This is a genomic window from Mucilaginibacter sp. GW822-FHT03E02, from assembly GCF_058801545.1.
On record NZ_JBXANJ010000001.1, the window covers coordinates 1,290,069 to 1,303,437 of the forward strand.

Sequence of the window (13,369 nt, forward strand, 5' to 3'; positions counted from 1 at the left end):
AAATGCTATTATTCGTTTTCGAACTTTGGATTATCCTTCCGGAAATGGAAAACTATTTCCCAGTCTCCTTTTCTGTATATGGCAAAATCGATCCCGAAACTTGCCACTACCCTAACCCCACCAAAACCAATTCGTGAATACCTGAATTCGGCATGATCACGGGTACCCCCGGGGGCATATATAGTAGGTATTTCAACTAAAGGAATTGGGTAAGCCACATCATACTGTGCGTATGTAAGTGTTTTTTGAAAGTTAAACCCGTGCACTATCTTATCCCATACGGTTTCATTAAACAAAGCTGGGTTCATCTCTACCGAGTCTTTATTTAAAAATTTAAACCTCAGCGAATTCCCCGTACCACCTGTAAATGGGCGGATATAAACCACCACGTCTTTTTTATCGTCATTACTTTCAAGTGGTATATCGGTAGTAGCTCCAATAACATTATTTAAAAATGGCCTTATGTAATTCCTGCTTAATGGGTTATAAGGTGTTTTTGGATGTGGGGCCGGACCGCCTGAGTAAATATTAAAATCGTCAGATGGCTCATAAGGGCGCTCCCGGAAAGGCCTTATCTGGAAATCGCGGATAATGGTATGGCCGCCTGTGTTGGTGATCTTGAGATCAAAAAAACGGGTATCCTGCGGAAAATTTGTGCTATCGGCCGGCCTGGGAGCAATAAGTTCATTGGTTGACGATGCCCATAAAATGAACTCGCCGGACGGGAGTACTTCAAATAATGGATGTTCCTGCAGCTTTCTTTTGGCTTCAATTTCGGCCAGGCTTTTTTCCAGGCCGTTATAAGCCGAAGTCCAAACGTAAGTTGATTTTTTTTGAAAAAGGTCTGTTACCGGCCGGCCATCGCCATAGCGGGGATTAACAATTTCAAACTTTATAGGCTGTGTTGAATTATCGCCGTTAAAGCCGCCTATAACGGTAGTGCGCCCAATAATTGGTTCAAATATCTTATTGCTGTAATTTACATTTGAGCTTAAATAGTCCTTTTCATTTGGCAGATTAAATATCTTTTTACAACTGCTTAATACAGCAATAGCAAACAAGAAGAAAATGAACTCTTTTTTAAAATATGTTCGCATCTGTTTATGGTTAATTGTATTAATTCCTTGAATTTTCATCACTTATTTAGCTTTATTTATTGACCATTCAGCTAACTGGAAAAGCCCGCCGTCCCTGAGTTCGGTAATATCAATGCGGTAAAATTTATAAGCTACTGTATTGGGGCAACTGAAGACTTTTGTTTGATACCGCTCTTCAAAAAAGAAATTACTGCGCCTGTCCAGTTCAACCCAGGTTTGTCCGTCATTTGAGCCCTCATAAGTCCATGCCCTCGGGTCTCGTTCGGGCGCATCATTTGCCGATGTAAGCGTGTATACGCCCGATACAGCCGGCGTATTCAGCTCAAATTTGATCCATAACCTACCTTGTAGTTCTGCCAGGAATTTGGTATGATCATCTCCGTCGATAACTTTTTTAGATCCTTCGCCATTATCAGGACCGCCATTATTATCTCTTAATACGGATAGTTTACCTCCTATTAATGATATTAAGTTTGGTGGCGGTGGGATAAATGTGAGCCTGGGAACAAACTCATCAAACCCGAAGATATGGTCGGCACTTACTACATGAACTACCCCATTTTTGGTAATGATATTATTAGATCCTGTTGTAGTTGTTGACCAAAAACGAATGAATTTACTCTTTTTGGTATTGCTGAATTCAATCACCTGCGGGCCACCATCAACCAAACCTGATGAGGATGCCCGGGTAACTTTACCATGCATTGGATAACCAAACCGCACACTTGACAAATCAAGCCCATCCTGTAAGGTTAACGAATCGGTAGTGCGCCTTCCCCTCATAATATAATACGAGGCCATCGTATCCAGCTGTACACCATCAATGTTTGAAAGAAAAAGCGGGTCTTTGTCCCCTTGTCTTCTTAAGGTGTTCAGGTTATTAACTGCCAGTTGAAAACTGGGGTTTGTAACGGCAAACAGGGTTATATTACTATCGGTTAACGTCTGCTTTAAACCCATCCTGTCAATCACTGCTATCAGCGAATCGTAAACACCCGGTTTGCTTTTTAAATATTCATAGGTGTTACCGGCAAACCTGGGGCTGTTGGTTGCGGTGCTATGGTATCCCCCATCTTTTTTACAGGCAGACAGCAATAGGGCCATAACTACTAATAGCTTTAAGGCACTCATATATTTTTCAAAGTTTTTCATATATGGTCTGATTATTTCCAAAATGGATTTTGAGTTAATAAGTTGTTTTGTGAAATAAGCTTACGGGATACCGGCCAGTAAATTCCCTGGGAGTTTATCAGGTTTAAAAAAGCGGGATTGTTTTGCTTGATTTTATTATACCTTACCAAGTCGTACCACCGTTGCCCCTCGCCCAGTAATTCGCGATGCCGCTCATCAAAAATCAGCTCAATCAGCTCTCCGCTATTGATGGTGATAGTTGTTATTCCCCGCCTTGTCATTACATTTAATAGCTCGTTTAAAGCACCGTTTTGATCACCTAAAACAGCTAATGCCTCAGCACGCAACAGTACAATATCTTCAAGCCTGGTAAAAATCAACGCACTGGTGAAATACCTGAAAGTAGGGTCGGTGGTACCTCCTTGTATAACTTTTATCTTACTAAAAATGGGGTACTTACCATTTATATTGGTAAAATATCTTTCAGACCGTGGCAGCCCAAGCGTATCAACGCTAAATCGTTCGTCATTTGGTTGATTAAATATTTTTAAAATAGTATCCTTGGGCATATAGATATCAGGAACCTTTTTATTTAAAACAGGTTCGGCCAGGGTCAACTCCTCTATATGGCCAGTTCCAGACCCATCAATATGCCCCCAGTCGGAATTGAAACCAAACATCTGACTGGTGTTTTTATTAAAAAAGAACCCATTTGATTTGGTCAGGTCCTCGGTATTCTGGAAACCTATGCCACTTTTGCCATAGTTATCCTCAACAAATTTGGTATAGGTGGCAACATCGGTATAATTGCCTTGCCAGGCGGCCAAATGAGCCAAAACAGCATAAGCTGTATTTTTTGTTGCCAAAGCACCTCCCCACCTGGTTCTGTCCTCGTTGTAATAGTTACCGGGTTGCTGAACATCGCCGCCACTATAAATAAATGGCAAATCGGTGGCGGCCGTCAACATTTCCTGCTGAGCCCAAACCAATATCTTACCTTGATTTTCACGGGGCTTGTTTTCAAACTTGCCATCGTGCGAGGTGATAATAAAGGGTACATCGCCCCATATCCTAACCATGTAGAAGTAAGCGAAGGCTCTGAGGAAGCGGGCCTGGGCAACATCAACAATCATATTGTTTTCTGTATAGCGCTTATCTGCGGCTTTTACATCGCCAACGCGTTCCAGGAAAATATTGGCGGCGTTCACGATGGCATAAAACCTGGTCCAGTCGGATAAAGCGTCCACGGTTGGGTAGGATGCATTTAGTTTATTGCCGGCGATAGCCTTAAGGTCGGGCCTGTTTGGGCTGATAAATTCGCCTGTCCGAACATCTCCATACAGCCAATGGCTGTCGTTATCAGATAATGCAGCACGGGTAAGCGCGTAAATTCCCAACAGACCGGCACGGGTGTCTTCCAGCTTATTCCACATGTTCACTTCGGCAACCACCCTTACAGAATTTATATCCAGTGTTTTATTACAACCGGTTAAGGCCACAAAAAACAGAAGCGTGATATATAATATCTTTTTCATTTTTGTAATTCGTTTTTCCATGTTATAATTCCATTTTCACTCCTAATGTGTACGTTCTTGGTATTGGCAGTCCGTAGCCTGTATCATACCCATTATAATTTACCAGCTCGGGGTCCTGGCCGGTGTAAGGAGTGATTGTAAATACATTATTTACTGATGCATATACATAAAACCGTGTTACGTTTATGCTTTTTCTGCGCAGTGTTTTGGTAAGGTCGTACCCAACTAACACCGTCCTCAATTTCAGGAATGAAGCATTTTCAAGAAATAAATTCTGATCAACACGGTATGGAATTACTGTGCTCCATGGATTATACAAAGGGTACTTGCTGTAATCTCCGCGTTTTTCCCAATAAGTAATCTCTTTAACAGAGTTAACATCACTGTTGCCTTCCCTGTTAATAAAATCAAACCGGTTGGCCATTTCCTGGTTAATCAGGTTTCTGCCCAGGTTGAAATAAAAATTGAGGTTTAAGCTCCAGTTACCGTATCTGAAATTATTATCAAAACCACCCGATATTTTGGGCAACGAATGGCCTGTTAATATTTTGTCGCTATTGTCAATAGCGTTATCGCCATTCATATCGCGCCATTTAGGATCACCGGCCTGCAGTGGGATGCCGTTATACTTAGTGGGTTGTCCGTTAACCACCGGTACCTGGTCATTTGAAGTATAAATACCATCGTTCACTAAAAGCCAGTATTGATCAACCGGTTGACCTACCTTTAAAAGCCTATCACCAATTATAATTTCATTTAAGCCCCTTGGGAGTGCTTTTAATTTATTAGTATTGTGGTTAAGGTTTAAAGATGATGTCCAGCCAAAGTTTTTATGATTGATTATATTGGCTGCTATCGAAACATCTATACCGCTGTTATTTACAGCCATCCCACTTTCTATCGATTGCTTATAACCGTATTCGGCAAAGGCAGGGATGCCAATAAGCTGGTTCTTTTCTTCTTTATTGTACCAATCAACAGATAAGTGTAAACGGTTGTGGAGTAAACCGGCATCTACACCAAGATTAAGCTGATCTGAATACGACCACGGGATGCCGTAGCCAATCCACCCGGTTGAGTATGGCCTGGTTAATACACCAAATGCATTGTAACCAGGTACAGTTAAGTTGCCGGTATAGCCTACCGATGCAGTATACTGCGGGCCCTGTGCATAATTATCATACGCATTCAATCGCCCTAACCGACCTGCGCTAACCCGCAATAAAAGGTCATTGATAGTGCTGTTATCCTTCAGCATTTCTTTTTTAATGTTCCATGCGGCAGAAACTACAGGCGAATAAAACCAACGGCTTGTTGGCTGAGCGTTTGAAGAACCATCAGCGCGTAATGTAACTGATAACAGGTACTTCTCTTTTAGTGTGTAATCTACTTTACCATAAAACGATACCAGGTTGTCCCTGGTTTTATCCAAAAAGCGGTAGGTTAATTCACGTGGAAAAGCAACCGGGGTTAAATAATTAGGATCGTTGGGGTCTGAGTTTAGCAGGTTTATTTTGATAAAGTCGTTTACCCCTTTATATGCATACGCATTACTGTATTTATAAATATTCCATTGGGTTGATTGTCCAACCTCCAGCTGAAAATCATTTACTTTGTTTAGGTTAAAAGAATATGTTGCTTTATTATCCAACATCAATCTTTGGTTAAAGCCAAAGTAATTTGACGCATAACTATTACCCTGCAAAAGTGTACGGGCATAAAACACATCGCGATAACCTTCATTATAATCTACACCAAAAGTGGTACTGAAGTTGAACTTTCCAAATTCAACGCCAATCCTTGCGTACCCGTCAATAATGTTGGTTTTGTTATTATCAAAGCCTTTTTGATATTCTTTAAGATAGTTGGCATAATAATCTTTATTGGGGGGTAAGGGCGCGCTCAGGTCCGGGAAGTAGTTGATTTGCGCAAACCTGTCGCGTAAATTTTTATTACGGGTACGGTCCAACCTGTTTGCATTTACCATGGTTGAAAACAAAAGCCACTTTACAGGTTTCATATTGATGTTAAACATGGCGCTATACCGATTTAGCGCTGTTCCATCAGCAACCCCTTCATTTTTCATATCCCCTAAGGAAAAGCGAAAATTCGCCCGGTTTGTACCTCCCGAGATGCCGAAGTTGATACCATAAACTAAAGCGTTGCGGTAGTAAAGATCGCTCCAGTCGGCTTTCCCGCTATATACATTGTTAAGCGAATCGCTTAAATAAATAGGATAATTTTCATCATCAGAATATCGGCCATTGGTAGTATACTGGTCGTAAAACCTTTGCCTGAAAGCGTTTTCGTACTTACCGTTTATAGTAGTTACGTGCGGGCGTTGCGCCAATCCGATATATGAATCAAAAGTGATGCTTCTTGAGGCACCCGGCGTTTTTGAGGATAAAACAATTACTCCGTTTACAGCCCGTGGCCCATAAACCGCAGTAGCCGCCAAATCCTTCAGTACTTCTATCGAAGCAATATTGTTCATATCAATACCTGCAAATATGTTAGTAGCAGGGCCGGGCCTGTTAAACTCATATTGCTGAATATCAAAAGCAAACGGATGTTCGGTTATTATCGGGATGCCATCAAGTACTACCAGCGGCTGTGATTGATAAACTTCCCTTTGTGATAACAAGGGCATTGGTGCCCCCCTGATAAACATATTTTGTATAGAACCGGGCTCGCCCGAAGGTTCCTGAACATATAAACCGGCGAATTTCCCTTTTAAAAGTTGTTGTAATGAAACTGCCGGAAATAAGGATAATTCATAAGGTTTTTTTGTAACGCTATCGGCGAAAAAGTTATAAATAGTACGCTTTTTTATAAAGTTGGTACTATCCTTTAACAACGAGTCCTTAACAGTTGTATCGCGACGAACTGTGGTGTCATTGTTAAACACAATATAGTTGATTTTGCTTCTCTCTCCCCTATTATCTTTAGCTAAGCAAGTAAGTGCATTTGCAGTAATTGCTGAAAAAACTACAAAGCACAGCCATAAGTATCGCATAATTAATGGATAATTTGATTAATGGATATAAAAATTGATGTTGTAAAGGATTATACCTTCACCAAGACAGTATGCTGCTTAAGCATCTGAGGCATTTGCCAGGAAGAGTGATGTTGAGTAAGGTTTGTGGGCATAGATTTTAGTTTAAGTATTTACTGAGTTAATTGCAGGCAGGAATAAATATTCAGCACTAAATCCTAACATTTTAGGTTACTATAAATCATTAGGGGAGTGACCACCGGTAGCCGGCAGTAATAATTGACTATAGCCACCATGGCCATAATAGCATTTTGTTTTGTATTCATAATTTGGTAAATGTTCGTTAAATACCGACTGCTAATTTTTAATTACTTTAAGCCGGTATTGTATTATTATAATTGTGAAATAAAAATATGATAAAAAATGAACTAACTTTTCGCAACAGTTCAAATTGATACGATTTGGCGAAATATTGATACGATTTGTTGCAGATTGATTAATTCACAGGACAATATTGCACAAACCATCGAGCGGTTTGGTGTAAAACAATAGGCATACGCCCTACAATACCCTATTTATAAGTTGGTTATATTAGGAAAAGCTACTATCTTTTGTTACTATACTTATATAATGTTATAGTAATAAAGATTTTTGCGTGTAACATTCAGAAAACTCTGCTGTTTGATTTAGTAAAATCCCGATTTAAGGTTGCATTCAGTTTTGGCTAATCAATATTGTATTGAATACATTTAAGTCCCATTTTTTTTAGATAGAAAAAAGCCTAATCGCATTTTGCAATTTATAGCAGAAGAATTTATATTTAGAGCAACAGAGTGTGTTGACAAAAAGGAAAATCGGGAGCAAGTTAAAGTCGGCATAAATCAGGCCAAAATATTTGGCAGGGTGTTCCCTCAGCACCGCCGCCGCAACCGGCCTTAGTTAAAGTCATCACATATCATGATTTATATCATATTTTAATCGGATACGAACCCGCATTTTTGTGCGATGGAACTTACAATTAACGCGCAAACAAAGATCAGTCAGCTGCTTGAAGTTGACCGTGACCTGGTGATCAGGACGCTGGTCGGTTTGAATAAAAAATTTTCAAGACTTAAAAATCCGTTGCTACGGAATTTATTGGTCAAAAGGGTTAGCATCGCCGATGCCTGCAAAATATCCAAAACCGAGATCGCTGATTTTATGTGGAGCATGAAGCAGATCGGGTTCAAAGTAACCGCTGACACTTCCGTTGGGAATGATATAGCCCTGCAGAATGCTTCTTTCCAGGAGCCTTTGGATTATCTTGAATTGGATGTCCGTCCTGTACTGGCCCAGGATAAAGACCCGCTAAAAGAAATATTAGCCTGTATCAAGAAACTCGAAAACGGTCAGGGACTAAAACTTATTAATACCTTCGAGCCGCTGCCATTGATCCATTTGCTGGCAGACAAAGGATTTTCCTTCCGTGTGGAACATCCCGAACCAAACCTGGTCGTAACTTATTTTAATAAAGCAGGATCTGATGCGGACGAAACGGTTACCATTCCCTTAACAGTCCCGGCCTATGATAATGATGAATTTGACCGGCTGCTGAAAAGATTTGACGAACACCGAATTATTTTTCTTGATGTCCGCCAACTGGACATGCCAAAACCCATGCTTGCCATCCTGGAGCAAACACCGAACCTTGTGGCGGGTAACGCTTTATTTGTATACCACAAAAAGATCCCGGTATACCTGCTGCCGGAGTTGGAGAAACAGGAATTGACCTATGTCTTTAAAACGATCGGCCCTGCCGATATCAACATGCTGATCTATAAAAAATGAGTGGGATCAAGCAGAACCCTGGCCTTTATAAAATCGTGGTGACCCATTATGTGGCGGCCGCGTTTTGCTTTTTGGTGCTTTCTGTGATGATGCTGTTCTCTGTAAAAGCTTTTACCGGGCACTATTTTCATCCGCAGATCCTTGCTATCACCCATATGGCCGCGCTCGGCTGGGGAACAATGATCATACTGGAACTATTCTATCATTACCAACCAAATATTTAAATAAAAGTCCATGAACAAACCCCAGAAAGAATGTAACCTCGAAAAATGTTTTCTCTGCAGTAATACCGTTCCCGAATGGCGCGAAACCATCAATCTCCATAAACAAAACCTGAAATTCAAAAAAGGAGAGGGGATATTCAGCGAGGGGCAACCGGTAACGGGCATTTATTTTGTTTATTCCGGCGCGGCAAAAGTTCATAAGAAATGGGGAGACGACAAAGAACTGATCATCAGGTTTGCTGCTGATGGTTCCATACTGGGGCACCGGGGATTGGGTAGCAAGCTCGTCTACGGCGTTTCCGCCACCGCTGTCGAGCAGCTGGTAGTTTGTTTTGTGGACATCAAGTTCTTTGAAGCCTCGCTGAAAATCAATGGCGACCTAAGCTATAAATTGATGGTGCTGTTTGCAGAAGAACTGGATGTTTCCGAGCGGAAAATGCGCGACCTGGCGCATATGCCGGTCAAAGGGCGGGTGGCGCAGTCCTTGCTTTCGCTGGAAGAACAGTTTGGCAAAGACTCGAATGGCTATATCAATTTGACACTATCCAGGCATGATCTTGCTGCATATTCAGCTTCTACCTATGAAACGGTGTTCCGGGTTATCATGGATCTCACAAAAGATGATATCGTAGCACTGACGGGCAAGCAGATTAGGATCATCGATAAAAAGCGACTCGAGGAATCCACAACAAGTTAGTTGACCATGCTTCAAAAGTTAACTCTTCATGCAAAGCGCGATGCTTGCAAGTAATTATTCATAATGCTTAAGAAAAATAAAACTGGATTTTTTCTTTCTGGATAAAATCAAAAAAAACACTTAATTATCAATCAGTTATATCATTTACTTACCGATACAGAAAATACTTATGTAATGATTATCAGCAAGTTATAAGTTTTGAGTTACCAAACAGTAACAAAAAATTCGACCATTTTTTTGTGTGGAAAACTTGTCATTTTTATGTTTCGTTTGTCAAAATCAAGCATTCGGATCGATTTTCCATTTGGTTCTACATTGTATTTTATTTTTTTTAGATGGCAATATAGCTACATAAGAATAAATACATAAAGTATAATTAACTGAGATCATTACCCTGAAAGTGAGGTCCACCCGGGCTAAACTGGCTATGTCTTTATTCGTTGATTATCAATCACTTGCAAGAGGCACCGGCGATATTGGTCGCCGCTTTGGTCGCTGACCGCTCAGGCATTGTAAAAGTACTGAAATGTACTCGAAAATAACAAAAATCCGGTCAAGAAAGTGGTGGGTTCTGGGTTCGAGCCCAACCAGGCGCATCGTAGCTTTTTGTAGCAGGGCCCCCACGTGGCTCGCTTTTTTACAAAGACATTTAAAGCACATCTGGAGTCATTTATAGATCAAAAAGATTTATTCCAGCCCTTATAAAAAAATAAAATTTATTTGGAAAAATGAACAATGTTCATTTTCTTTGCGATATAATTTATAACTATGAGTAGCGCAGACCGTAAAGCAAGAGAGAAGGAAGAGCTGAAAGCCCTGATACTAAAAGAATCAATGAAGTTGTTTGTTCAAAAAGGTGTTAGCCAGACAACCATCCGTAATATTGCTGATGCAATTGATTACAGTATCGGCACCGTTTATCTTTATTTTAAGGATAAGAATGCCATTTTGCATGCCCTGCACACACAATGCTTTACCGAATTGGGGAGCCAATTCAGGGTGCTGAATAGTGTAAAAGACCCGATGGAGCGGTTAAAAGCAATGGGGCACCTTTATATCCAGTATGGCATGGACAATCCCGATAAATATGAGCTGATGTTCAGTTTAAAGGCGCCAATGGAGTTTCTGGACGACATGCAGGAAAAAGAGTGGGAAGAAGGAACTGCTAACTTCGAGGTATTGCGGGCAACAGTGCAGGAATGTATGAAGGCCGGCCATTTCGAAGGGCATGAACTGGAACCGCTGTCTTTTCTGATATGGGGTTGTGTGCATGGCATGTGCAGCCTGGAAATAAGCTCCCGTACGAAAAATGTAAGTATTAAAAACCCTGAAAACATAGTAGCAGCGGGGTATGATGAATTTTTGAAAATTATAAATAAGCTATAAATTTTTTTACCCACGTACTGAACATTGTTCATTTAATTTATTACGTTCATTAAGATAAAATAAAATGAGAAAAACACTCACCCTATTTTTATTGCTATTGGTTGGCAGCTCCTATGCTCAAACACACCTGGAGCAGTATATCCGCACGGGTCTCAGCAGTAATGAAACAATCCGGCAGCAGCAATTTTTACTGGATAAAAGCCTGTGGGCTTTGAAGGAAGCCAAATCATTATTCCTGCCCAATGTTGAGCTTAATGGAAGCTATACCCTTGCGGGCGGCGGGCGCACCGTGGATATTCCGGTGGGAGATTTAATGAATCCCGTTTACAAAACGCTTAATCAATTGACGGGCACCAATAATTTTCCGCAAATACAAAACCAAAGTGTACTGCTGAACCCCAATAACTTTTATGATGTAAAACTGCATACCACTTTTCCGGTCATCAATGCAGAAATCGCTTATAATAAAAAAATAAAAAGCCAGCAGTATGATTTGCAAAAGATAGAAACCGGCATTTACAAGCGGGAACTTGTAAAAGAAATCAAAATCGCTTATTATAATTATTTACAGGCAACGACAGCCATCGGCATTTATGAAAATGCCCTTGCACTCGTAAAAGAAAATGAAAGGATAAACACTTCTCTTTTTAATAATCAAAAAGTAAACCGTACGGCAGTTGTAAGGAGCAATAACGAAGTAACAAAAATTACTGCACAACTGAAAACCGGCATGATAAACAGGGATAATGCCAGAGACCTTTTTAATTTTTTAATCAACCAGCCACTGAACACTCCCATACTTATTGATTCACTGACAAGTACACCTGACCCGCATATCGCAGATGATACTGCGTTAAATAAAAGAGAAGAATTATTAAAGCTGCGTACTGCAGCCGACATCAATAAGAACCTGGTTGGCCTTGCCAATTCCTACAAAATACCCAAACTAAATTCCTTTCTTGATTTGGGCTCCCAGGCTTTCGATTTTAAAGTAAATGATAAATCGCCTTATTATTTTTTGGGGATCTCACTTAGCTGGGACATTTTTTCAGGAGGCAAAAATAAATACAAAGTAAAACAGGCGGAGGCGGATGGTAAAGTGATCGCATCGCAGACAAGCAATACCGAGCAGCAACTGAAATTACAGGTTGAAATTGCGGCCAATGCATTTAACGCTGCCCTTATTAATTACCATGCTGCTGTTTCGCAAGTGGCTTCTTCCGAAAAGTATTATAAGGATGAATTGCGGCTGTATAAAGAAGGCACCGCACTTTACATAGAACTGCTGGATGCACAAAACCAACTGGTATCTGCCCAACTGCAGGCAAATATTTCACTTTACGACACCTTGATAAAGCAGGCAGAAATAGAACGCGCCAATGCAAGTTTCATCATTCAATAAATAAAAAATCAAACTGTTATGAAAAAAATACAATCACTCAGCCTTGCTGCAATAATATTGGTTTTATTTTCCTGCAAGGATAAAGAAAAAACAAAAAATTCATTGGGAGAAGCAGACGTTGTCACTGTAAAGATTGCTGCTGTGTCCGCGTTAGGATTACCCCAAAAAATAAGTGCTACAGGTCTCGTAAGCACGGAAAATGAAGCCAAATATTCTTTCAAAATAGGCGGCGTAATCAGCCGTGTTTTTGTAGAAGAAGGTCAGTTCTTCCGGAAAGGCCAGTTGCTCGCCACACTCAATTCAACAGAAATTGCTGCCGGACTAATGCAGGCCAGTTTAAGTGCCGGCAAGGCGCAGCGTGATTATGAACGGGCGGTTAATCTTTACAAAGACAGTGTTTATACCTTAGAGCAGTTGCAAAATACCAGGACCGCCTTAGATATTGCACATAAGGCAAAAGAAGCCGTTGCCTTTAATGACCGCTACTCAAAAATATATGCGGCATCTGATGGTTTCGTAAGTCAGAAAATGGCCAGTGAAGGGGAAGTAGTCGGGCCAGGTACGCCGGTGCTTGCCATTAACGAAACCCAGCAAAATAACAACTACCTGCTTAAAGTCGGCGTAACTGACCGGGAGTGGGCGGCGATTAATCCGGGACAAACGGCAACCGTGACGCTGGACGGATATACTGATAAAAAATTTGACGCCTTCGTGTTCCGTAAGTCACAGGCCGCGGATCCTGCACTTGGCTCCTTTCAGGTAGAACTGAAATTGAAATTAAACGGCATAAAACCGGCGGTGGGTATGTTTGGCAAAGCGGAAATTTCCACAAATCAGGACGAAAATGTCAAGGTCATCCCGTATAGTTCGTTAGTAGAAGCGGATGGTGATAAGGCATTTGTATTTACACCTGACGGACCTGGTAAGGTCAGGAAAATTCCGGTAACGATTTCAAAGTTCGACAACCAGCAGGTGTATCTAAGAGCAGGGCTTGAGGGTGTAAAAGAAATCGTGATATCCAATAGTGCCTATCTCAACGAAAAATCTACAGTAAAAATTATCAGGTAAAAAATAA

Annotated in this window: 10 protein-coding genes; 6 read left to right on the plus strand and 4 right to left on the minus strand. The window is 40.8% G+C overall.

Annotated elements, in window-relative coordinates; translation table 11 throughout:
• Window positions 1-8: 8 nt before the first annotated feature.
• Genes AC1RM2_RS05230 through AC1RM2_RS05245 form a run of 4 tightly spaced genes read right to left on the minus strand, consistent with a single transcriptional unit; the run spans window position 9 to window position 6,671 of the window.
• Window positions 9-1,097 (minus strand): DUF5007 domain-containing protein, encoded by a 1,089-nt coding sequence (locus AC1RM2_RS05230; protein ID WP_492983948.1) that lies wholly within the window; start codon window positions 1,095-1,097, stop codon window positions 9-11.
• Window positions 1,098-1,139: 42 nt separating this feature from the next.
• Entirely contained in the window at window positions 1,140-2,249 is a 1,110-nt protein-coding gene (locus AC1RM2_RS05235) for an ATP/GTP-binding protein (RefSeq protein WP_492983949.1), read from the minus strand.
• Between the two features lie 11 nt (window positions 2,250-2,260).
• A complete protein-coding gene (locus AC1RM2_RS05240; protein WP_492983950.1) occupies window positions 2,261-3,763 on the minus strand; it encodes a RagB/SusD family nutrient uptake outer membrane protein in 1,503 nt (500 codons plus the stop codon).
• A 22-nt stretch (window positions 3,764-3,785) separates the two neighbouring features.
• A complete protein-coding gene (locus AC1RM2_RS05245) occupies window positions 3,786-6,671 on the minus strand; it encodes a SusC/RagA family TonB-linked outer membrane protein (protein WP_492983951.1) in 2,886 nt (961 codons plus the stop codon).
• 1,092 nt (window positions 6,672-7,763) lie between these two features.
• Here AC1RM2_RS05245 and AC1RM2_RS05250 point away from each other — a divergent pair.
• From AC1RM2_RS05250 to AC1RM2_RS05275, 6 genes are all read left to right on the plus strand, one after another.
• Window positions 7,764-8,585 (plus strand): DUF2249 domain-containing protein, encoded by an 822-nt coding sequence (locus tag AC1RM2_RS05250; protein ID WP_492983952.1) that lies wholly within the window; start codon window positions 7,764-7,766, stop codon window positions 8,583-8,585.
• On the plus strand, window positions 8,582-8,809 hold the full coding sequence (locus AC1RM2_RS05255; protein WP_492983953.1) for a hypothetical protein: 228 nt from the start codon (window positions 8,582-8,584) through the stop codon (window positions 8,807-8,809). The genes AC1RM2_RS05250 and AC1RM2_RS05255 overlap by 4 nt, the downstream gene beginning before the upstream one ends.
• Before the next feature lie 10 nt (window positions 8,810-8,819).
• Window positions 8,820-9,506 carry a Crp/Fnr family transcriptional regulator gene (locus AC1RM2_RS05260; protein WP_492983954.1) on the plus strand — a complete coding sequence of 229 codons (687 nt, stop codon included), beginning with the start codon at window positions 8,820-8,822 and terminating at the stop codon, window positions 9,504-9,506.
• 768 nt (window positions 9,507-10,274) lie between these two features.
• Window positions 10,275-10,892 carry a TetR/AcrR family transcriptional regulator gene (locus AC1RM2_RS05265; protein ID WP_492983955.1) on the plus strand — a complete coding sequence of 206 codons (618 nt, stop codon included), beginning with the start codon at window positions 10,275-10,277 and terminating at the stop codon, window positions 10,890-10,892.
• Between the two features lie 64 nt (window positions 10,893-10,956).
• Window positions 10,957-12,294, plus strand: coding sequence for a TolC family protein (locus AC1RM2_RS05270; protein ID WP_492983956.1), 1,338 nt, complete (start codon window positions 10,957-10,959; stop codon window positions 12,292-12,294).
• Between the two features lie 18 nt (window positions 12,295-12,312).
• Window positions 12,313-13,362, plus strand: coding sequence for an efflux RND transporter periplasmic adaptor subunit (locus AC1RM2_RS05275; protein WP_492983957.1), 1,050 nt, complete (start codon window positions 12,313-12,315; stop codon window positions 13,360-13,362).
• Window positions 13,363-13,369: the final 7 nt, after the last annotated feature.

Excerpts from the sequence above, each read along its gene's own strand:
- AC1RM2_RS05230 (WP_492983948.1), bottom strand. The coding sequence starts at position 1,097 with ATGCGAACATATTTTAAAAAAGAGTTCATTTTCTTCTTGTTTGCTATT.
- AC1RM2_RS05235 (WP_492983949.1), bottom strand. The coding sequence starts at position 2,249 with ATGAAAAACTTTGAAAAATATATGAGTGCCTTAAAGCTATTAGTAGTT.
- AC1RM2_RS05240 (WP_492983950.1), bottom strand. The coding sequence starts at position 3,763 with ATGAAAAAGATATTATATATCACGCTTCTGTTTTTTGTGGCCTTAACC.
- AC1RM2_RS05250 (WP_492983952.1), top strand. The coding sequence starts at position 7,764 with ATGGAACTTACAATTAACGCGCAAACAAAGATCAGTCAGCTGCTTGAA.
- AC1RM2_RS05255 (WP_492983953.1), top strand. The coding sequence starts at position 8,582 with ATGAGTGGGATCAAGCAGAACCCTGGCCTTTATAAAATCGTGGTGACC.
- AC1RM2_RS05260 (WP_492983954.1), top strand. The coding sequence starts at position 8,820 with ATGAACAAACCCCAGAAAGAATGTAACCTCGAAAAATGTTTTCTCTGC.
- AC1RM2_RS05265 (WP_492983955.1), top strand. The coding sequence starts at position 10,275 with ATGAGTAGCGCAGACCGTAAAGCAAGAGAGAAGGAAGAGCTGAAAGCC.
- AC1RM2_RS05270 (WP_492983956.1), top strand. The coding sequence starts at position 10,957 with ATGAGAAAAACACTCACCCTATTTTTATTGCTATTGGTTGGCAGCTCC.
- AC1RM2_RS05275 (WP_492983957.1), top strand. The coding sequence starts at position 12,313 with ATGAAAAAAATACAATCACTCAGCCTTGCTGCAATAATATTGGTTTTA.